This window comes from Streptomyces sp. NPDC048211 (genome assembly GCF_043202315.1).
Taxonomy (GTDB): domain Bacteria; phylum Actinomycetota; class Actinomycetes; order Streptomycetales; family Streptomycetaceae; genus Streptomyces.
In genome coordinates this window covers 191113-207732 of record NZ_JBIDAD010000002.1, presented here as the reverse complement: position 1 = coordinate 207732, position 16620 = coordinate 191113, and the positions used below count along the sequence as shown (strand labels likewise).

The window sequence follows — 16620 nt, the reverse complement described above, 5'->3', positions numbered from 1 at the left end:
CGTGCCCAGTCCTCATGGAATCAAGGGGGGCTTCGTCGTACCGAAAGGGCAACGTGACGGACAAGACCGATCTCAAGCGCACCGCGCTCTACCGCCTGCGAGACGCGAGCGGTCAGCTGCTCTACGTAGGCATGTCGAACAACCTGAAAACTCGCTGGCACCAGCACTCGATCTCTAAGCCGTGGTGGCACCTCGTCGCCCGCAGGGACATCGAATGGCATCCCGATCGCCTTACGGCCGACGCCGCCGAGACGGCGGCGATCGCCACAGAGGGCCCTCTCTACAACATCGACAAGGTCCCGAATCCCACTTCGCGTACCGGCCACTACGACGACACCGCAGACCGCAAGAAGGCAAGGCGCCTGCTGAGGCGCGACGCAAAGCGGCACTACTTCCACGTCGGCCGGACAGTGCATGTGACTGTTCTCGCCGAGAGGTATGAGGTGTCCGCAAGGACGCTCTACTCGGAAATCATGCGCGGGAACGACCGCCGCTTCGCCGAGAGCCGCATGAGGATCACAGTCCTCTCCGAGCCGAAGTTCTAGCGCAACGAAGAAGCCGGGCCCAGCAACGGCCGGTCTGCCCAATGGCCGCACCCCGACCGTCACCTTTCGGCCAGATGTCGGTGGCGGCCGCGGGCAGCACCTTCTCGGAGGCTCTTGGCGCTTCTCGGAATTGCTAGCCCTCCTTCGACTACCGTTTCGCCTGGTGACGCGTTGTCGATCATGCCCGGCGCGCCACCTTAGCGCACTCGCAAGTGCGCTGACCTGCGGGTTTCGACATGTTAGATACGACAGAGTTGATACGCGATCCGTATCTGGATTCCGATCTCCGTGTCCTACGGATCTTGCTGACGCGTTCTAACCTCATCTCACGTCGGCCTCACCAGCCGGCGCAGCAAGGCCCCTGGGTGAGTTCTGCCCGGGGACGCCAAAAGGCCGGGCGGTCATCATCCGCCCGGCCTATGACCAGCGGCACCACCCGTCTGGTCGCGAGTCCTATCCCGATCAAAGGAGTACTCATGAGCATCGTAGCGCCCGAGTCCGCCTCGGTCTCGTCGCCTCCCACTGCCTCCGCTCTGCTGTCGACCCCGGCCCCGCGCCTTCGCCCTGCTCTGATCGACGGTGTTCGCATCTTCGTGGAGTGCCCCGCATGGTGCGTCGAGGATCATGTAGCGGCGAATCAGAAGTTCCTGGCCGACTTGGATCACGGCGGGGAGATGGTGGATCTGACGCTGACGGACGTCGACGGCGAGGTGCAGTTGCTGGGGCATGTCCAGTTGAGCTGTGAGCCGGGGAGTTCGGTTCCGGAGCTGCGGGTGCCGCATCTGTACGTCGCGGATGGTGGCGGCTTCGATGCGTTCGTGCCACTGGATGGTGCCGAGGCCTTCGCCGATGGCCTGGTGGCTGCGGCGGAGCGGGTACGGGCGATGGCGCGTTCGGCGGGCTGATCAGCTCTTGCGGTTCTTCACGGCCGGGCCGGCTTCTGCTGCCCGGCCGTTCCATGTGGCCGGGCAGCAGCGAAATCCCCAAAGTCGTGGCGCGCCGCCCCTCGCCCGGACAGCATCGACAGGCGCGCCCACGTCCATCGAGAGGACCACATGACCAGACAGCTGACGACGCAAAACGCGACGATCACCACGGCCGCAGTGGAGGTGAAGACCCTCACGATCAGCGGCAAGCAGGTCACCCTGGCCGTCTTCCGGCAGCTCAAGGAGGAGCCCCTGATCGCTGATGACGGAACTCTTCGCGGTGAGCCTTGGGGCACCGTCAACTACCACCCCGATAAGTGCGCCGCCGGTTCAGGCCACCTGCACGTTGTTTGGCAGAAGGGGACCGAGATTCGGCGCTCCCGCGTTGACGACGATCCGTCCTTCGACTTCGTCTCTGGGGTGAGCCGTTCCAGTGCCCACTGGTACAGCAGTACGGCTGCGAACCGTTACCTCACAGCCCTTGTCTACATGGGCCTTAAGGCTGGCAATGAATCCATCTTGGACGCTCGGCCACGCAGCTTCGCAACTCGTTACAACACCCACCTGCACAAGCTGGACCTTCCAGGGGAGCTGTCGCAGGCGGAGACCTTCTCCGTGAGGGCCGCGGTGCCTCAGGCTGCTGTCGATGCGGCAGATCTGGCGTCTGCCTGTGCGCACGCCCAGGCGGAAGTTGACTCCGCCACCGAGGGGGTTCGGTCGCCACACTGGGGGAGCCAGACCCTTGAGCAGCGGCAGCAAGAGGCCCGCCTGCAGCGTGAGAAGTACGACGAGGCACTGAGTGCTCTGCGTGCCGCAATTGAGCGCTGCGGCGGCGTTGACGCAATCGGGGAGGCCTACACGGCCGAGATTGAAGCAGAAGAGGCCCGTCGCCAGCGGCATCGCGACGTGCACGACACCCTGGCCGGGCTCCCCCAGTTGTTCATCGCCGTCTGACCGGCAGTCGGCCGCCCCCGCGGGATTCGGGGGCGGCCTGCTCCAGCATGGCGTACCAACAGCACCACAACTATGACACCCCTACCATTGACGAATAATGGTAGGGGTGTCATAGTTTCGAATGTCGGGAGGCGAACACCTCCTCCCACCAGCGGAAGGACCACCGTGCGACCCCTCACCGGCACCGACGTCATCGACTTCTACAACTCCCGCGACGGCGGCATTCTTTCACTCAGCGCCGACGGCGAGTTCGTCAGCATCAACGGCGCCTGGATCACCGAAGGCACCCCCTCTGCCTACGCCTACGTCACGACCGATGAGGGTGAGTTCCAAACTCTTCTCGTCGCCAGCACCATCACCGATGGCGACTGGTACCCCGACGCCCTTGATGACGACGGCAACCTCATCCCTGGCGTTGCCGACGAGATGGCCGACATGATCAACCAGGACGGCATCCTCCCCAGCCGCGCCCGCAAGGCCATCCAGGCCGGCGAGGACTGGAAGAGGGACGAGGAGACGGCGCAGCGGTCCGCCGCACGCCGGGCCGCAGCCGTCGCCGAGGTAGTCGCCTACTCTGGGGGGAACCAGTCGGCCGCGGCAAGGACCCTTGGGCTCGATCAGTCCACGGTGAACAAGCTGGTCGCAAAGCACCGCCGGACCATGGATGCCGCCGCCGGAGCCAGACCGCTCGTCAACTAGGCCCCCGCCCGGTCTGATGGCTGGGCGGGGACTTCTGCGTGTCTTCGGGTCTCCCCGCCGCGTTGTCCCGACATGGACTTCTCCTCCCCGCCGACTGCCCCGTACCCGTCCGACCCGCGCCTGCCGCTGCTGACGTTGACCGAGGCCCGGGACGCGGTCCGTCTGCTGATGCATCTGGCGGACGACAGCCCGGAGGGTCGGGAGGCGCGGGAGCTGGCGCTCGATGTCGGAGCGCGGCTGCCGGCGGGGTGACGTGGGTTCCGGCGCGCCCCCACGGCAATCCAGTCTGGGATTGCGGACGTAGCGGGCGAGGCACATGCCAGGGTCATATGTGCTGGTAGAAGGCTAAAAATTAGGGCCCCTGATGGGTGCATCAGGGGCCCTCTAATGCTGTTACTCCAGCATTTATGGGGTACGTTTTATGTGTCGGACGAGCCCCCTGGAGGGCTGCCGGGATCGGTCGGAACCAGGCAACTGGATCCTCCACCTCAGTGGTGGCAGTGGCCCCCGGAGCCCCCCAGGGGGCTTTGTCGCGTCATGAGACCGACCACTTCTCCCACCAGCAGCGGCTTGTAACGATCGCCGTGTCGGTGCCGAGCACCTTTACGCCATAGCCGAGGAGCCGCCCGGTCGGTGACCTGTAGAGCTGGTGTTTACACAGCAGCAGGTTCGCGGCGCATGCCTCGTCGTCTGGAGCGCCGATCAGCGCACTGTTGAGGAGGCCCGCATGGAGGTCGGCGAGCTGGATGCCGTCCCAGTCGGTCCCGGTCCAGGCGGGCGGCCACTTGATCAGGTGCCAGGGCACCTGCCACTGGGAGTCGCGCTTCTGACGTACCCGATCGAGGTAGCGGGCTGTTTCAAGGTGATCCATCCCTCGCACGGTTCCGAGGCGCACGATCGCGAAACGCCCCCCGCCTTCCCATTGCGAGGCGGCGTAGGCGACCCGTTCGAGGAGCAGTCGGGTCGTGTAGTTGTAGAAGCGGGAGGTGTCCCGCAGGCCGGGTGCATTTCGGGCCGCTGCCTTCGGTACAACTACGTGGACGACTCGGGAGGAGGGCATGCCGGCGAGGGCGCTCGCGGCGCGGAAGCGGCGGTCGACGTGCTTGCGCTTGAAGTGCTCGACCCAGTGGAGCGGCTTCATCTGATCGGGTTGGCTGGTGTGGATGATCGAGCGGAGGCCAGCTGCGGCGTAGCGCACGGTCCAGTCGTCTTCGGCGGGAACCATGAGTGCGGTCATGGCAAAGAAGGGCGAGGCCTTGTCGCTGATCCCGCGGTCGCCGGTTTCGTCGACGTAGACATAGAGCTTTGGCAGTGCACCTGGGTGCACCTGCGCGGTCATCGTCCCGACCGGCGGGGGTGAGCGCCTCCGCGGACGCTACGGTGGTTCTGTGCCACGGGAGGTTCGATCTCCTCTGGTTTCACCCCTGGCGGGTCAGCTCCGCCGGGGGTCTTTAGCTCTTCGACCAGGCGTTCGCTCTACTCGCACGCGCGGTGACGTTACGTTACACCGGCTGTTGTGCTGCTGCGAAAACTGTTTGACCGCTGTCACCCAACCTCGTTGAATCCACGCCCAGTCCGACCTCCAGCTACGGTCGGATTGGAGTGAGCGGTCCCTCCGGGTGTCATCGTTTCCTCTTTCGTGCTGCTCGCCGTGCGGCCCGGTTGGCGGGGGCGGGTGCCGGCAGGTCCTCAACGTCCGCGAGGGCTGCCGGGTCTGCGTCGTACTGCTCCCCGGCTCTCGACATGAACACGGTTTCGACGCGGGTGACGAGGTGTTCGCCGCGGGGAATCCTGCTGGGCCCGGTCACAGGTACCGCCCGGTGGGCACGGTCCGGACACGGCGCCGGCGCCGCCGCTTGTGCATGTCGTGGCGGGTGGGCCTGCGGGTGGCGGGTCGGCTGTAGTCGACGGGTATGCGCCGCATGCGGGGCACGGTGGTGGCCAACTCGTTGGGCAACCACAGCGGGTCGCAGTCGTTCACCGGGCGGCCTCCCGGGCGGTGCGGATTCTGCCGTCGGGGGTGAGATGCCCGTCGGCCTGGGCGAGCATTCGCAGGGCCCGCTCCAGCACGTCGGCGGACTGCTCGCCGCGGTAGCAGCGGCGCAGGATCTCGGCGGTCCGCGGGGACACGGCCAGGCGCATCGGGCGCGGGGTCGGGGTGGTCATCGGGTCTGCTCCTCGGTGGCGACGGGGATTAGAACATCGACCCCGCACTCGGTGCAGATACCGCCGTCGTCGAGGTCGTCGATCCAGATCGGGAGCAGGCCGGGACGGCGTTCGTGGCGCAGGCAGAGCAGGGTGCGACCGTCGAGGGTGCCGTGAGCAACGACGGGTGACTCTTCGGTCATGGCCGCCTCGGGCTGGGTGTCGGCCACGGCCGGATCTCCGTCGGGCTCCCCAGGGTCGATCTCGGGGTGGGTGAACCGGACCGGCTTGCCCAACTCCCTGGCGTAGGCAATCTCGGAGCGGGCGGAGTCCCCGATGTAGTCGCCGACGACGAGCACTTCGTCGGCGAGTCGGATCTTCGCCCGGTGGAGGTCGTCGAGGCGGACTTTGCCGGCCTCGGCCTGCACCTCGTCAGCCCACAGCGGGTGCGGCTCCTTCATGTTGCAGCCGGGCTTGACGACGATGTGCCCGGCCCAGGTGAGCTGCCGGTCGGCGTCTTCCATCTCCGTCATGAAGCGGGTGGAGCCGCAGATCACGACGACGGTCGGAATGTTGAGGCCGGCCTTGCCCTCGGCGAGCTTCTCGGTCGGGGTGAGCAGTTGCGGGTACGACATGTGGATCTCCTTCGGGAGTGGTGGTGCGGGCTTCGTGCGGGCGGGGTGCCCGGCCGGGTGGGGGTCCGGCCGGGCGACGGGTCAGGCGGTGCGGCGGTTGCGTCGTGCTGCTGCTCGTCGTGTGGCCCGGTTGGGGCGGGGCTCGGGCTGGTCGTCGGCCACCAGCTGCTCGCCGGTCGGGCGGAGTTCGGTCTCCCACCGGGTGCCGGGGCGGGGCGTGTGCTCGCCGCGCGGACTGCTGCTGGGGCCGGTCACCGCGTCGGCTCCTCGATGGCGGTGTCGTCCGGCTCGTCGGCGAGGTGCGCGTTGATGGCCGGGTACAGGTCGGGGAAGGCGAACGCGGCGTCGATGACCTCGGCAAGGACGGCGCTGTCCTTCGGGTGCTTCTCGCCCTGCGGGTGGGTGCGTCCTCGGACGTAGCCCATGACGGCGGCGTCCTTCATCAGGGCGCGCTCGCGTTCGGTGGTGGTGGCGAGGAACGCGTTGATGGCGTCGGCGCGGGCGGCGTCGCGCTTCTCGATGTAGCGAACGAGGAAGTCGGGGAGTGCGGCGGTCATCGGGTCTCCTTCGGTGGGTGGTTGTCGGGCCGCCCACGCCCGTGTCCGGGCCGGTGGTGTCCCCGGTGGCCCTCCCGGAGGCAGATAACTGCTGCGGCGGTCACAGCGGCCAGGAGAGCCACGTGCGGGGCGAGGTGGGCCACCGTCACGGGGCGGGGTAGCAGCCGAGGACGGTGGCCGTGGTGCACGGCCAGGGGACGGGGCGGACGTACCGGTGTGGCTGGTACGCCTCGTCGTAGTGCGTGACCGTGGTGTGGCAGCGGGCGCATACGGGTCCGTGATGCTGGTTGGGGGTCGGCTCGTGGCCGAACGTCTCGGGTTGCTGGGTCACTTCGCCGCCTCGGTCTCGGTGTCCGGCCGGTCGGTGGCGGCCAGAAAGTGGTGCTGCTCGGTGGCGTCACGGCAGTACGCCTCGGCATGCCCAGCGGGTCGGGCGCACGGCCGGTACGGGTGGTTGGGGAAGCCGATGCCCAACGTCTTGCCGCACAGGGCCTCGGTCGGCTGGTCGGTGGCGGGCTGCGCCTCGCGGGACAGTTCGTCGGCGGCGGCACGGCAACCGTGGCGGCAGTCGCCCGGGTGCGGGCACGGTGTGGACGTGCACTCGGGCTGCTGCGCCTCGTCGGCCATGCGGCTCGGCTCGTCGTCGAGGACAGCGCGCCACCCCTCGTACTGGGCCGGGGTGATGTCGGCCGATCCGTCGTAGTACGCCACCGGACCGCCGTAGACCTCGGTCATCGGGCCGAAGGTGTCGAGCACCTCCCGCAGCGTCGAGGTGAGCACGGCGGCTCGGTCGACGGTCGTGGGCTGCTGGTCGGTGGTGCCGAGGACCAACCGGGCCGCGCGGCGCAGCAGCTCGTCGAGCATCGTGGCCGAGCCCGGGACGGCACGGCAGAGGATGCCGTTGCGGAGCATGTCGCTGGGGAACGTGGCCTCGCACGTCACCCCGCAGAACGCGTGCTCGCCCTCGGCGTGAGCCCGCTCGGTCTGCTCTCGGTCGATGCGCTGCTCCTCGGTCTCGTCGGCGGGCGTGGTGGGTGTGGTGTCGGGCATCAGGGACTCCTCGGGTGCTGTGGTTGGGTGGGGAGGCGCCCCGGCCGGCTATCCCCCGGCCGGGGCGTACTGCGTGTCACGGGGCGGTGGGAGCGAGCTCGGGCCGGACGATCCGGGTGAAACCCGCCTGCCAGTCAGCGCAATCGCAGAACACGAAGCGCTTCGGGTGCACACGGCAGCCCGCGTGATACCGCTCGACAGCGGCGAGCAGCGACGTATGGGCGGGCCGGGCCAGCCCGACGCTCCCGGTGGTCTGGGGGTGGCCGTTCCACGTGCGGGCAACCTCAACCCCGAGGGCTCGGAGCTCGCCGGCCAAGACGTCCAGCTCGTCGGGCTCCAGCGGGTTCGCCGGAGTCTGAAGTTCGTTCGGTCCGTTGTCGATCCATTCGATCTTCGCCACGTCCACCACGACGACGGCGTCCCCCCAGTCGTTGGCAGCAACGAAGGCGTAGAGCCGGTTGGCCGCGGGCAGTGGCAGCAGTAGGCCGTGGTGCCCCTGCCACGCGTCGTCGGGCTGCTCGGTGTCGTACAGCCAGCGCAGGCCAGCGGTCAGGACGGTGTCAAAGGCGGTCATCAGAGGCTCCAGAGGGTGGCTTGGTGGTGGACGAGGGGCAGTTCGGTCTGTCCGTCGATGTGGTGGTCGGGGGTGGGGGTCGGGATGCGAACGGCTGTACGGGGCTGTGAGCGTCTGCGGCAGACCGGTCCGACCCCTGCGACCCGCGACCGCTCCGTGCGCAGCACACGCCCACACACCCGGCAGGACGGGGCAGGTGCGCGGTCGGCCAGTGGACCGGTCCCCGTCGTCGCGGGCGGGGTGGTCATGCTGCTTGCCGGTCTTTGGCCCGCCAACGTTCGACAGTTCGGGGGTCGACGCCGACGATGCGGGCGATCTCGGGGGCGGGTACGTCTCGTGCGGTCAGGCCGCGCGCGACGAGGACTCGTTCGAGGCGGGTGAGCCCTTGTACCGGTCGGCGTTCGGTGACGACGAGTTCGACGTCGAGCTCGTCCGCGGTGCCCCACTGGGTGAAGTTCGGGTCGCCGTAGCGCCGAACGCGGGTCCGGTGCGCTTGGCACAGCCGCCGCTGGGGCCGGGCCGGCTTGTCGCAGCCGTCGATGTGGCAGAGGCGGTTCATGCGGCGCTCCTGTCGGCTTCGGTGTAGCGGGCGGCGTGCACGGACTCGTTGGCGAGTTCGCGGCCGTTGGTGTGGCATGGGACGGTCGGTGTGACCTGGCAGGTGGGGCAGCAGGCGACCATCTGGGCGCGGGCGGCCATCCGCTGCTGGTGGACTTGGGCCAGTGCGAGGCCGCGGGACGGGATCTGGCAGGGCTTGTGTGCTCCGGCACCGCAGTGGGGGCAGGGGATGGCTCGGGCGGGGTGCTGGCCGGCCCGCATGAAGTGGCGGATCGAGTCGGGCATCGGGGCGGTCTGCCCGTAGCGGTGAGTCGTCACTGGTTCTCCTTCGTGGTGGGCGGGCAGCTGCCGCAGTGGCAGGGGTCGTTGTCGTGGCCGTGGCCGGTCCGGTAGCGGTCGAGGGCGTACTGCCAGTCCGCTTCGGTGTGGCGTCTGGGCGGCGGGTCGGGCGGTCTCGCCCCGGCCGGCCAGGCGCCGTGCTGGTGGCCGGGCGGGGGTGGGGGCTTCACCGCGGGCGGTGCGACGCGGCGGGCCTGGCCGTTCGCAATCTGCTGGCGGAGGAACAGCCGGAAATCTCTTCCGCCGTTCTCCCTACGCATCGCTGCGGTGTCTTCGGGGTCGAGGTCCGTCATGACGCCTCCTCGACGATGTCGGCGTCCGGGATGTTCTCCTCGGCTTCAAGGCGGGCCAGGGTTCGGGCGGACGCTTCACGGATCCGCTGCTCCTGGGCGGCCCGCTGCTCGACGGTCAGCTGCGCTTCGCCGGATACCTCCCGCAGCCGGGCGGCGTGCGGCTTCGGCATCGGCTTGCCGAGCGGGTACTTCGCGGTGGCCCGCCCGGTGTTGCAGGGGTGGCCGATCGCGGCGGAGCAGGCAGGGCATTCGATACCGAGGGGTCCAGCCCGGCGCACTGTGTCTGCCAGCGTTTCCTCGTCGGAGTCGGGCACGGCCCGGTTGCCTTCCCAGCCTCGGTCTTCGAGCTGGCGCATGAAAGTGGCGGAAGGGCCGCCTTCGAGGGCCAGCCGATCAGTGGGTGGGGCTACACGGCCGGAGGCGATGGCCTGCACCTGGCCGCGGTACCGGGCCAGGTACTCCCTCGGCGTCTCGTCGGCGATCGGCGTGTACTGGAAGTTCTCCAGCCGGGCGCTGCGGATCTTCGAACGCAAGGTGCTGACGTGGTGCGGCTGAATCCACAGCTTTGCGTCGGGGTCCTTCGGTGGGGTGCTGTAGTACGCGGCGACGGCAGCTTTGGTGTCCTGGTCGAGCGGGACGTCGTGGAGGGCGGCGGCCCACGCGGTGGCGGCGGCAGCGGACGGCTTGCGGTTGTCGAACGCTGAGCAGTGGCCGAGCAGTTCGGCGGCTTCCTTCTGGTTCATGCGGACTCCTCCTCGGAGTCGAAAGAGGCAGCAAGGGCGGCCCAGCCGGCGACGGTGGCGTCCGTGCCGGAGAGCACCTGTCCGGAAGACAGGGCGATGACGTTGGAGGCGTTCGAGGCCTGGCGAAGCTCGGAGAAGGCGAACTGGAGGGTTCCGGCGCTGACGGGCTTCGAGAGGGAGCCGAGGCGCTCAAGGGCCTTCCACAGCTCGCCGGAGTCGGTGCCGTTGCTCAGCGCGTCAGCGATGACCTTGCGGACCTGGCGCTGGCTGTAGGCGTTCCCGGCCTTGTAGCGGTTGAGGAAGGCCTTGGTCATCCGGTCTTCGATGGCCCTCTCGCCCGTCTGCGAGACGGCGGGGCTGCTGGACGACTGCCGGGGGGTAGGGGGGGTTCCCTTCCTTTCCCTGTTCCCTTCCTTTCCTTTCCCTTCCGTCAGTGAATGGTTCAGTGAAGAAAACTCACCGTCCGTGCTCATCTCAGGCTCAAAGTTCGACTGAGCGTGAGTTTCATTCACTGAGTCATTCACTGAACGGTTCAGTGAGTCATTCAGTGAGTCTTCAAGGCCCGACAGTGCGGCAGGCGGGATGAACTCCTCGTCATGTGCCGAGGAGCGGCGGCTACGGCCGCACACCTGGTGCACTGCCCGGACATTCGACGGGTGGTCACTGCCACCCGCGGCAACAGGGCGGATGTGGTCGATCGCCAAGTTGTGGGCATCGGTAACGACGATCCGCCGCGGGATCTCACTGCCGCACAGCTGGCACGTCCAGCCGTCGCGGCGCGCATACATCTCGCGGACCTGCCAGGTGCCCAGTACCGGTGGTGGCAGCTTGCCCCTCTGCGGGCGGTTGATCCGCTGGTGCTTCCGGAAGTTGACGACCACAGCCATCTGCTGCTTGGCCACACCGGCGACATAGGGGAACAGCAGGCCTGTGTCGGTGAGGCAGCGCATGAGCTGGTCGACGTCCTTGAGGCTGAGGTCGTCGTCGTACATGAAGGCCTGTGCCTTGATGTAGGCCGGCGTCCAGCGCAGGATCCCCTCGTCGTCCGCCATGTTGAAGGTCGCGACGAACAGCAGCCGGGCGTCGCGGGGCATGACGCCGAGAAGTTCGTCTTCCCAGAACTCCGGCTTCACGGTTCGGATGCGAGGCATTGACGGTCTTCTTTCGAGCGGTACGGATAGGTCTGCCGGCAACGGCCCGTCGGCCGCGGTCAGGTCAGGTGGGGGCCGGTATCGGGCCGGGGGTGGTCATGCGGCGGCGGCCAGCTCGGGTGTGGCGTACCGCTCCAGTTCCTCGCCGGTGACGGCCTCGACGAGCGCGCAGAGGATGATCTCGGCGGCGTTCGGGGTGACGGCGTTGCCGTATTGGCGGACCTTGTCGCGCTTCGAGCCGAGGACGATGTAGTCGTCGGCGAAGCTCATGGCCCGGCCGATCTCGTGGGGTTCGAGCATCCGGAACCGCACGTCGTTGATGTCGACGTCACCGCGGACCAGGGCGTAGTGGTCCCGGGTGGACAGAGCCCCTATGGGCTCCCGGACCGACCGCGCTGTCGTCTTGCCGTAGTAGGGGATGAGCATGTCGTTCCAGGTGACGAGCGACTGGTGGCCGGCCGTCGTCAGTGCCCTGACCGGCTCACTGACCGGCGTGCTCAGGTATCCGGCGTTCCCGCGCACCGAGTTGTTCCGCATGACCATGGCGGGCAGCTCGGGCGTGACGAGTCCGTGGTGGTTTCCGGAGGCGGTGACGGTGGCCAGGGCGTCGGTGACGGACCGGGCGACTGAGCCGCCGTCGCGGAGCTCGGCGATGAATGGCAGCCAGGCCAACCCGGTCTCGTTCCGCGTCGTCATGGTGCGCAGCGGGTCGTGCGCGGAGCGGGCTTCCTTCCCGTCGCGGCCCTCAACTGGCACGAGGAGCGGCGGAACCATCAGCCCGTCGTTCTCCCGAGTAGTGCGGGCCCCCATGGGCTCGCCGACGCTGACGGCGTTGTCTCGCCACGTCCCGCCGGCCGGGACCATCATCGGAACGGGCTGGCTGAACTTCTTGAGCCCGGCCTGGATACGGGCGATCGTCTTGTCCGCGAGGGGCTTGGCCCGGTCCCCGATGCGCTGGCCCGGGATCGACCAGTCGATCGCAGCCGCAGCCGGCAACGCCTCGGGCTCGACGATCTGGTTCCGGCATCTGGTCGACGGGCACCGGTACACGTACTGGGTGCGGTAGCGGCCCATGTCCCGGCCCGGCGTCTTGAACACCTGCATCGCCTGCACCCACGCCTCACAGCCCGAGCACCAGGCGCGCGGCCGCAGCCACTTGTCCCAGTCCGGCGTCCGACCCAGCGACTCGTGCCAATACCCCACGTACAGGCGATCCCGGGACTGCGGAGCAGCGTGCACCGACCGCGGGTTCGCGTGCATCGAGTTCAGAGCGATGATCCGGGTCCGGTACCCCATCTTGTGAAGCTCGCCGATCCACCGGTCCCACTGATCCCACGCCCGGACGTCCGTCACGTTCTCGACGACCCCCGCCTTGACGAGGCCGCCGCGCTCCTGGACGCCGCGCAGGTACAGCGGCACCTCCTCCATCAGCGCCCGCGACTCCTCCTCCAGGTCGGCCGGCTCCTCCTCCTGCTGCTCGACGAGGAGATCGAGGAGCGAGCCCTGCATGGCGCTGTCGAAGTTGCGGCGCTTCCCCTTCGCCACGGACCAGTTGGTGCACTCGGGCGAGGCCCAGAAGATGTCGGTGACGGGCCAGTCCCAGACCGGCGCCTTACGGATGTCGCCGCGGTAGTGGCTGGCCTCGGGGAAGTTCGCCTCGTGGGAGTCGATTGCCTTCGCCCAGTGGTTCGCGGCCCTGGTGACCCGGACGCCGGGGACGGAGTGGGCGCCCTGGCTGCTGCCGCCTGCACCACAGAACCAGTCCATGACACTGAGCGCGTCGCTGTCGTTTCGGTAGCTCATTGGAGCCCCTTCGTGTGCTGGGTCTCAGGGATCTGGGCGCACGGAACCAGGCCCCCAGGTCTCGGGTTGTCTTTCGAACTGCTGGCGTTCCGTTGATAGCCAACATACACTTGGACACATGAATGTTGGCTATGGTTGTGCAACTGGATGTGGACACATCCCTGTGGGACCATGCCGCCATGACCGAGGAGGAAGTCGTGACCCGCCTGAAGCAGGCTGCCGCCGCGAAGAAGCAGGCCGAGGAAGACGCAGCCACCGCATTCGCGGACGCCGTCGCCGAGGCTCTGCGCGGGGGGATGAAGCCGAAAACTGTCGCTGACGCGACCGGCTACAGCTACGAGACGATCCGCCGCATTGCGCGGGCCCACGACATCGGCCGACTTCGCGAGCCGACTGTCACCAGCAGGAAGAAAGCTCACCCGGGGGGAGACTCCCCGGCCTGACCGAGGAGACCCTGAGCGCCCGACATCGAAACCCAGCGGACCGCCCTCTACCGCCTCTACACCTTCGACGGCCAACTGCTTTACGTCGGTATCACCAACAACCCTGAGGTCCGCTTCAAGTGGCACGCTCAGATGAGTTGGTGGCACCGCGTCGCCGAGAAGGCCGTCGAGTGGCACCCCGACCGCGGAACCGCCCGCTGCGCCGAAGCCGAAGCCATCAAGGGCGAAGGGCCGATCCTCAACGCAATGCACGCCGCGGCCGGGCCGCACGACACTCCCCTGCGCGACGCTCGCGCACGTCTCGGCAGGATCATCGAGCAGGTGCGCACGCAGCACGAGCCGCGCTGGCTGACGAACTACGGTCGGCGCTCTGTGGCGATCGTGCATCCCCAGTTCTGCGAAGAGGCTGTGCGCAACGAGCGCATCGTCAACGCTCTGCGGGAGGTCAATCCAGCGCTCTACGAGCATCTGACTGCCGACTCGGACTGACGTCACGTCCCCTCCTCTCCTCCCCCGCGCCTCCGCGGGGTTTTGTCGTGCGTGCATCGCGGTCTGGCGGGCCACCCACTGGTGGCCCGCCGTTGTCATGCCGCCTCGGTTTTTGCGCGCCGTGCCCGGATGAGCCGGCGGAGTTCTTGCTGGCCGAGCCCGCCCCAGATGCCCCAGCGCTCCTCGGCGTCGACTGCGTAGTTGAGGCATTGGCGGCGCACCGGGCAGGCCATGCAGACGCGTTTTGCGGGGGTTGTCGTGCCGCCCACCTCGGGCATGAAGAGGTCGGGGTCGGTCTGTCGACATAGGGCGTCGTCGCGCCACGACTTGGTGCTCATGCCGCCTCCCTCGCTGTTTCGGGGTGGCGGCACAGCTCCTGCTGGAGGTGCTGGCGGGTGATACCGAGGCGTGCGGCTGCCTGCTCGTAGTCGCAGCCAAGGCGAATGAGTTCGCGGCCGTCAGTGGCGATGTCGGTGCCGCGGGTTCCGGCGGCAGCGCGTGCCGCGAACATCGCCTGGTTTCGGAGCATCGGCTCAATGTCTGCGCGGTCTGCGATCCACTGTTGGTGCGCGGCCTTGCAGGCCTCGCACATGGGGACCTTCTGCTGGACGTGGACCCAGTAGCCGCGGTCGGTGCCGCAGAAGCCGGTCCACTCTGGCAGGGCCGCCGGGTCATCGATGGTGTCGTCGTCCCAAGCGGCAGCCGGCGGCCAGCCGTTGGCGCGGGCGTAATTACGGCACCGATTGGCTGCCTGGGGTGTTACTCCGTGGAGCTCGGGCGTCTTGTTCCACAGGTCGTTGTAGGTCACGGCGAGGGCGTGGGCGGTGCTCGCCAGTGTCTTCGGAGTGCGCTGGATCTCGCTGACGTAGTGCTCGTGCAAACCGAGTCGGGGGCCCAGGTGTCGGGGCGGCCAGCCGATCGCCATGAGGGCTTGGATGCGGCGGCGGGATCCGGTGCTGTCGACGAGGCCGGTGGAGATGTGGTGGAACTGGACGGAGAGAAGGCGCTGCGCGTTCTTGATGGTGAGCCGTTGAGTGCGCGGCCGCGCCCCGGGGGTGTAGAGCATGTGGTTGACCGTGGCCACGGGGACGTCTGCGGCCTTTGCGATGCGGGCGTATCCGGCGCCAGCTGCCATCAGTTCACGGACATGGCGGCGGACGGGCTCGGCGTCGACGAGCGGGCCTCTGGCCCGGGTGGCGGTGCTCATCGGTCCCCCTCGCGGGTGTCGTTGGCGTAGATTTGCTGCAGGAGCTGCTCGGCGAGTTCGTCGCCGGCGGTGGCGATGAGCCGGTCGGTGTTGTCGGCGACCTGGTGCAACCGGGCAGCGACCGCGGTGTAGCGACGCCGGTCGGCCCGGTCGCTCCTCCACTGGTCGCAGCGGTCGATAACCCACCAGGCCGCACGCCAGGTGGCGACCACGGCGGCGGTGAGGACGACGCCGGGCCCGTACAGGAGGGCCGTGTTGATGCAGTAGTCCACGGCGCCGTGGTTGACGGTCAGGGCCTGGCCGCCGGCGAGGAGAGCGTCGAGGGTGCTCACGCCGCCCTCCCCTGTGCCCGGGCGGTGCGCTCGGCGGCGACCTCGGAACCCTTTATGGACAGTCGCCACACGGCGATGGGGTGGCCGTGGGTGGCCTGGCTGGTGGATGGCACGTACTGGCCGGTGTGCTCGATGAGTCCGCCCTGCCGCATAGCGTTGATCGCGGCGCCGAGGAAGCCGTGGCCGAGCTCGGGGAGGAGTTCGCGCATCTGGTTGCAGCTGAACGTCTGCTCGTTCAGGGCGACCGCGTACACGGCCTGCTCGACGAGGAACTGGTCCCAGGAGGACTGCTGGGCTATGTCGGCGAGGAGGAAGTCTTTCGCTGCGGCGGCGTGGCGCTCGGCAACGGTCAGGGGGCGGGTCATGACGCACACTCCTGGTCTGCGAGGTCGTTGAGGGCGGCGATGATGCGGGCGAACGCGTCCAGCTGGCCGACGAGGGCGGCGGCGTGGCCGACGCAGGACCGGCACCAGACCAGGCCTTCCGGCGGGGCCGGCGGCAGCGGGTCGATGACCATCGGCGGCGAGTGGGTGACACCCCAGCCGGGCGCCCCGCACAGGCCCTGCTTGCCGGCGAACTTGCCGTCCTCGCGCATGACGTGGAGGTTGCGAACCTGCTGGGCCCGGCGGCCGGTGGCGGCGCTGTAGCCGCGGTAGAAGGCCCTCACCACGCCACTACCTTCAGTAGCGGATTGCCGGCCCCGTACACCGCGAGGTATTCGCTGGCCTCTCGGTGGTTGTTCTCGAAGACCCCGACGATCAAGTTGCAGCGAGTGCAGAGCAGAGCACGCACTACCCCGGTGGCGTGGCAGTGGTCAACGGCGAGCCGCCTACCCGCTTCAGGGCCCCGGTTGCAGCTAGCGCACAAACCACCCTGTGCGGCTACGAGTGCTTCGTACTGCGCAACGGTGAGCTGGTATTCGTCCTTGAGCTTGCGCTTGAGGCGCTGTTCGGGCGTTTCGCCTCGATTGCCACGGCGCGCGGCGCTGCGGCAGGCGCTGCAGATAGTCCGACGGCGCCCGTATCCCCCCCGATGGAAGGCGCTTTCCGGCTTGATGTCCCCGCAGGTCCTGCATGCCTTGGTTACTTCGTCGAGTTCCGCCTGGTCGCTGGACTCGTGGCTCAGCATTGGATCTCTACCTCCTTCTTGGGGCGGGTGTACGGTCACGGCGTGGCCC

The 16620-nt window shown here is 68.3% G+C and carries 28 protein-coding genes and 1 pseudogene; 7 read left to right on the top strand and 22 right to left on the bottom strand.

Going from position 1 to position 16620, the window contains the following annotated elements; all coding sequences use genetic code 11:
* Positions 1 to 53 precede the first annotated feature (53 nt).
* From ACGFZA_RS07655 to ACGFZA_RS07635, 5 genes are all read left to right on the top strand, one after another.
* Positions 54 to 545 (top strand): GIY-YIG nuclease family protein, encoded by a 492-nt coding sequence (locus tag ACGFZA_RS07655; protein ID WP_393677974.1) that lies wholly within the window; start codon positions 54 to 56, stop codon positions 543 to 545.
* Positions 546 to 1021: 476 nt separating this feature from the next.
* Positions 1022 to 1450, top strand: a complete 429-nt coding sequence (locus ACGFZA_RS07650) for a DUF6907 domain-containing protein (protein WP_393677972.1) — start codon at positions 1022 to 1024, stop codon at positions 1448 to 1450.
* A gap of 150 nt (positions 1451 to 1600) precedes the next feature.
* Positions 1601 to 2425 (top strand): hypothetical protein, encoded by an 825-nt coding sequence (locus ACGFZA_RS07645; protein WP_393677970.1) that lies wholly within the window; start codon positions 1601 to 1603, stop codon positions 2423 to 2425.
* Between the two features lie 165 nt (positions 2426 to 2590).
* The gene (locus ACGFZA_RS07640; RefSeq protein WP_393677968.1) at positions 2591 to 3124 is read left to right on the top strand and encodes a hypothetical protein; all 534 of its coding nucleotides are present in this window, start codon (positions 2591 to 2593) and stop codon (positions 3122 to 3124) included.
* 72 nt (positions 3125 to 3196) lie between these two features.
* Positions 3197 to 3376 (top strand): hypothetical protein, encoded by a 180-nt coding sequence (locus ACGFZA_RS07635; protein WP_393677966.1) that lies wholly within the window; start codon positions 3197 to 3199, stop codon positions 3374 to 3376.
* Between the two features lie 283 nt (positions 3377 to 3659).
* On the opposite strand, the gene ACGFZA_RS07630 is transcribed toward ACGFZA_RS07635, so the two are convergent.
* The 16 genes and pseudogenes from ACGFZA_RS07630 to ACGFZA_RS07555 form a co-directional block, all read right to left on the bottom strand.
* On the bottom strand, positions 3660 to 4463 hold the full coding sequence (locus tag ACGFZA_RS07630; protein ID WP_393677964.1) for a DUF3800 domain-containing protein: 804 nt from the start codon (positions 4461 to 4463) through the stop codon (positions 3660 to 3662).
* A 465-nt stretch (positions 4464 to 4928) separates the two neighbouring features.
* Complete coding sequence (locus ACGFZA_RS07625; RefSeq protein ID WP_393677962.1) at positions 4929 to 5105, bottom strand: hypothetical protein; 177 nt, start codon at positions 5103 to 5105, stop codon at positions 4929 to 4931.
* On the bottom strand, positions 5102 to 5290 hold the full coding sequence (locus tag ACGFZA_RS07620; RefSeq protein WP_393677960.1) for a hypothetical protein: 189 nt from the start codon (positions 5288 to 5290) through the stop codon (positions 5102 to 5104). Before ACGFZA_RS07620 ends, ACGFZA_RS07625 begins: the two co-directional genes overlap by 4 nt.
* A gap of 233 nt (positions 5291 to 5523) precedes the next feature.
* Positions 5524 to 5904 (bottom strand): annotated as a pseudogene (locus ACGFZA_RS07615) (hypothetical protein); the annotation flags it as partial.
* Between the two features lie 81 nt (positions 5905 to 5985).
* Entirely contained in the window at positions 5986 to 6159 is a 174-nt protein-coding gene (locus ACGFZA_RS07610) for a hypothetical protein (protein WP_393677958.1), read from the bottom strand.
* The gene (locus ACGFZA_RS07605; protein ID WP_393677956.1) at positions 6156 to 6461 is read right to left on the bottom strand and encodes a hypothetical protein; all 306 of its coding nucleotides are present in this window, start codon (positions 6459 to 6461) and stop codon (positions 6156 to 6158) included. Before ACGFZA_RS07605 ends, ACGFZA_RS07610 begins: the two co-directional genes overlap by 4 nt.
* A gap of 145 nt (positions 6462 to 6606) precedes the next feature.
* Positions 6607 to 6792, bottom strand: coding sequence for a hypothetical protein (locus ACGFZA_RS07600; RefSeq protein WP_393677954.1), 186 nt, complete (start codon positions 6790 to 6792; stop codon positions 6607 to 6609).
* Entirely contained in the window at positions 6789 to 7511 is a 723-nt protein-coding gene (locus ACGFZA_RS07595) for a hypothetical protein (RefSeq protein ID WP_393677952.1), read from the bottom strand. Before ACGFZA_RS07595 ends, ACGFZA_RS07600 begins: the two co-directional genes overlap by 4 nt.
* A gap of 76 nt (positions 7512 to 7587) precedes the next feature.
* Positions 7588 to 8085 (bottom strand): hypothetical protein, encoded by a 498-nt coding sequence (locus tag ACGFZA_RS07590; RefSeq protein ID WP_393677950.1) that lies wholly within the window; start codon positions 8083 to 8085, stop codon positions 7588 to 7590.
* On the bottom strand, positions 8085 to 8333 hold the full coding sequence (locus ACGFZA_RS07585) for a DUF6011 domain-containing protein (protein WP_393677948.1): 249 nt from the start codon (positions 8331 to 8333) through the stop codon (positions 8085 to 8087). The genes ACGFZA_RS07590 and ACGFZA_RS07585 overlap by 1 nt, the downstream gene beginning before the upstream one ends.
* A complete protein-coding gene (locus ACGFZA_RS07580; RefSeq protein WP_393677946.1) occupies positions 8330 to 8644 on the bottom strand; it encodes a hypothetical protein in 315 nt (104 codons plus the stop codon). The genes ACGFZA_RS07585 and ACGFZA_RS07580 overlap by 4 nt, the downstream gene beginning before the upstream one ends.
* Entirely contained in the window at positions 8641 to 8961 is a 321-nt protein-coding gene (locus ACGFZA_RS07575; RefSeq protein ID WP_393677944.1) for a hypothetical protein, read from the bottom strand. The genes ACGFZA_RS07580 and ACGFZA_RS07575 overlap by 4 nt, the downstream gene beginning before the upstream one ends.
* Positions 8958 to 9275, bottom strand: coding sequence for a hypothetical protein (locus tag ACGFZA_RS07570; protein WP_393677942.1), 318 nt, complete (start codon positions 9273 to 9275; stop codon positions 8958 to 8960). The genes ACGFZA_RS07575 and ACGFZA_RS07570 overlap by 4 nt, the downstream gene beginning before the upstream one ends.
* On the bottom strand, positions 9272 to 10018 hold the full coding sequence (locus ACGFZA_RS07565; RefSeq protein WP_393677940.1) for a hypothetical protein: 747 nt from the start codon (positions 10016 to 10018) through the stop codon (positions 9272 to 9274). Before ACGFZA_RS07565 ends, ACGFZA_RS07570 begins: the two co-directional genes overlap by 4 nt.
* Positions 10015 to 11151: an HNH endonuclease gene (locus ACGFZA_RS07560; RefSeq protein WP_393677938.1), complete on the bottom strand. Its 1137-nt coding sequence runs from the start codon at positions 11149 to 11151 to the stop codon at positions 10015 to 10017. The genes ACGFZA_RS07565 and ACGFZA_RS07560 overlap by 4 nt, the downstream gene beginning before the upstream one ends.
* A 114-nt stretch (positions 11152 to 11265) precedes the next feature.
* Complete coding sequence (locus ACGFZA_RS07555; RefSeq protein WP_393677936.1) at positions 11266 to 12972, bottom strand: DNA cytosine methyltransferase; 1707 nt, start codon at positions 12970 to 12972, stop codon at positions 11266 to 11268.
* Positions 12973 to 13151: 179 nt separating this feature from the next.
* On the opposite strand from ACGFZA_RS07555, the gene ACGFZA_RS07550 reads away from it, so the two are divergent.
* Both ACGFZA_RS07550 and ACGFZA_RS07545 read left to right on the top strand, forming a co-directional pair.
* A complete protein-coding gene (locus tag ACGFZA_RS07550; protein ID WP_393677934.1) occupies positions 13152 to 13415 on the top strand; it encodes a hypothetical protein in 264 nt (87 codons plus the stop codon).
* Positions 13416 to 13439: 24 nt separating this feature from the next.
* A complete protein-coding gene (locus ACGFZA_RS07545; protein ID WP_393678879.1) occupies positions 13440 to 13904 on the top strand; it encodes a GIY-YIG nuclease family protein in 465 nt (154 codons plus the stop codon).
* Between the two features lie 95 nt (positions 13905 to 13999).
* Here the strand turns inward: ACGFZA_RS07545 and ACGFZA_RS07540 are convergent, their stop codons facing one another.
* The 6 genes from ACGFZA_RS07540 to ACGFZA_RS07515 are packed head-to-tail and all read right to left on the bottom strand — an operon-like array spanning position 14000 to position 16571.
* Complete coding sequence (locus ACGFZA_RS07540; RefSeq protein ID WP_393677932.1) at positions 14000 to 14242, bottom strand: WhiB family transcriptional regulator; 243 nt, start codon at positions 14240 to 14242, stop codon at positions 14000 to 14002.
* Entirely contained in the window at positions 14239 to 15111 is an 873-nt protein-coding gene (locus ACGFZA_RS07535) for a hypothetical protein (RefSeq protein WP_393677930.1), read from the bottom strand. The genes ACGFZA_RS07540 and ACGFZA_RS07535 overlap by 4 nt, the downstream gene beginning before the upstream one ends.
* A complete protein-coding gene (locus ACGFZA_RS07530; protein ID WP_393677928.1) occupies positions 15108 to 15443 on the bottom strand; it encodes a hypothetical protein in 336 nt (111 codons plus the stop codon). Before ACGFZA_RS07530 ends, ACGFZA_RS07535 begins: the two co-directional genes overlap by 4 nt.
* Complete coding sequence (locus ACGFZA_RS07525) at positions 15440 to 15808, bottom strand: hypothetical protein (RefSeq protein WP_393677926.1); 369 nt, start codon at positions 15806 to 15808, stop codon at positions 15440 to 15442. The genes ACGFZA_RS07530 and ACGFZA_RS07525 overlap by 4 nt, the downstream gene beginning before the upstream one ends.
* Positions 15805 to 16113, bottom strand: coding sequence for a hypothetical protein (locus ACGFZA_RS07520; protein ID WP_393677924.1), 309 nt, complete (start codon positions 16111 to 16113; stop codon positions 15805 to 15807). The genes ACGFZA_RS07525 and ACGFZA_RS07520 overlap by 4 nt, the downstream gene beginning before the upstream one ends.
* A complete protein-coding gene (locus ACGFZA_RS07515; protein WP_393677922.1) occupies positions 16107 to 16571 on the bottom strand; it encodes an endonuclease domain-containing protein in 465 nt (154 codons plus the stop codon). Before ACGFZA_RS07515 ends, ACGFZA_RS07520 begins: the two co-directional genes overlap by 7 nt.
* Positions 16572 to 16620: the final 49 nt, after the last annotated feature.

What these genes read in the sequence shown, in the direction of transcription:
- ACGFZA_RS07650 (WP_393677972.1), top strand. Translation starts at nt 1,022, where the DNA reads ATGAGCATCGTAGCGCCCGAGTCCGCCTCGGTCTCGTCGCCTCCCACT.
- ACGFZA_RS07645 (WP_393677970.1), top strand. Translation starts at nt 1,601, where the DNA reads ATGACCAGACAGCTGACGACGCAAAACGCGACGATCACCACGGCCGCA.
- ACGFZA_RS07635 (WP_393677966.1), top strand. Translation starts at nt 3,197, where the DNA reads ATGGACTTCTCCTCCCCGCCGACTGCCCCGTACCCGTCCGACCCGCGC.
- ACGFZA_RS07630 (WP_393677964.1), bottom strand. Translation starts at nt 4,463, where the DNA reads ATGACCGCGCAGGTGCACCCAGGTGCACTGCCAAAGCTCTATGTCTAC.
- ACGFZA_RS07620 (WP_393677960.1), bottom strand. Translation starts at nt 5,290, where the DNA reads ATGACCACCCCGACCCCGCGCCCGATGCGCCTGGCCGTGTCCCCGCGG.
- ACGFZA_RS07605 (WP_393677956.1), bottom strand. Translation starts at nt 6,461, where the DNA reads ATGACCGCCGCACTCCCCGACTTCCTCGTTCGCTACATCGAGAAGCGC.
- ACGFZA_RS07595 (WP_393677952.1), bottom strand. Translation starts at nt 7,511, where the DNA reads ATGCCCGACACCACACCCACCACGCCCGCCGACGAGACCGAGGAGCAG.
- ACGFZA_RS07590 (WP_393677950.1), bottom strand. Translation starts at nt 8,085, where the DNA reads ATGACCGCCTTTGACACCGTCCTGACCGCTGGCCTGCGCTGGCTGTAC.
- ACGFZA_RS07585 (WP_393677948.1), bottom strand. Translation starts at nt 8,333, where the DNA reads ATGACCACCCCGCCCGCGACGACGGGGACCGGTCCACTGGCCGACCGC.
- ACGFZA_RS07580 (WP_393677946.1), bottom strand. Translation starts at nt 8,644, where the DNA reads ATGAACCGCCTCTGCCACATCGACGGCTGCGACAAGCCGGCCCGGCCC.
- ACGFZA_RS07570 (WP_393677942.1), bottom strand. Translation starts at nt 9,275, where the DNA reads ATGACGGACCTCGACCCCGAAGACACCGCAGCGATGCGTAGGGAGAAC.
- ACGFZA_RS07565 (WP_393677940.1), bottom strand. Translation starts at nt 10,018, where the DNA reads ATGAACCAGAAGGAAGCCGCCGAACTGCTCGGCCACTGCTCAGCGTTC.
- ACGFZA_RS07555 (WP_393677936.1), bottom strand. Translation starts at nt 12,972, where the DNA reads ATGAGCTACCGAAACGACAGCGACGCGCTCAGTGTCATGGACTGGTTC.
- ACGFZA_RS07550 (WP_393677934.1), top strand. Translation starts at nt 13,152, where the DNA reads ATGACCGAGGAGGAAGTCGTGACCCGCCTGAAGCAGGCTGCCGCCGCG.
- ACGFZA_RS07540 (WP_393677932.1), bottom strand. Translation starts at nt 14,242, where the DNA reads ATGAGCACCAAGTCGTGGCGCGACGACGCCCTATGTCGACAGACCGAC.
- ACGFZA_RS07535 (WP_393677930.1), bottom strand. Translation starts at nt 15,111, where the DNA reads ATGAGCACCGCCACCCGGGCCAGAGGCCCGCTCGTCGACGCCGAGCCC.
- ACGFZA_RS07525 (WP_393677926.1), bottom strand. Translation starts at nt 15,808, where the DNA reads ATGACCCGCCCCCTGACCGTTGCCGAGCGCCACGCCGCCGCAGCGAAA.
- ACGFZA_RS07515 (WP_393677922.1), bottom strand. Translation starts at nt 16,571, where the DNA reads ATGCTGAGCCACGAGTCCAGCGACCAGGCGGAACTCGACGAAGTAACC.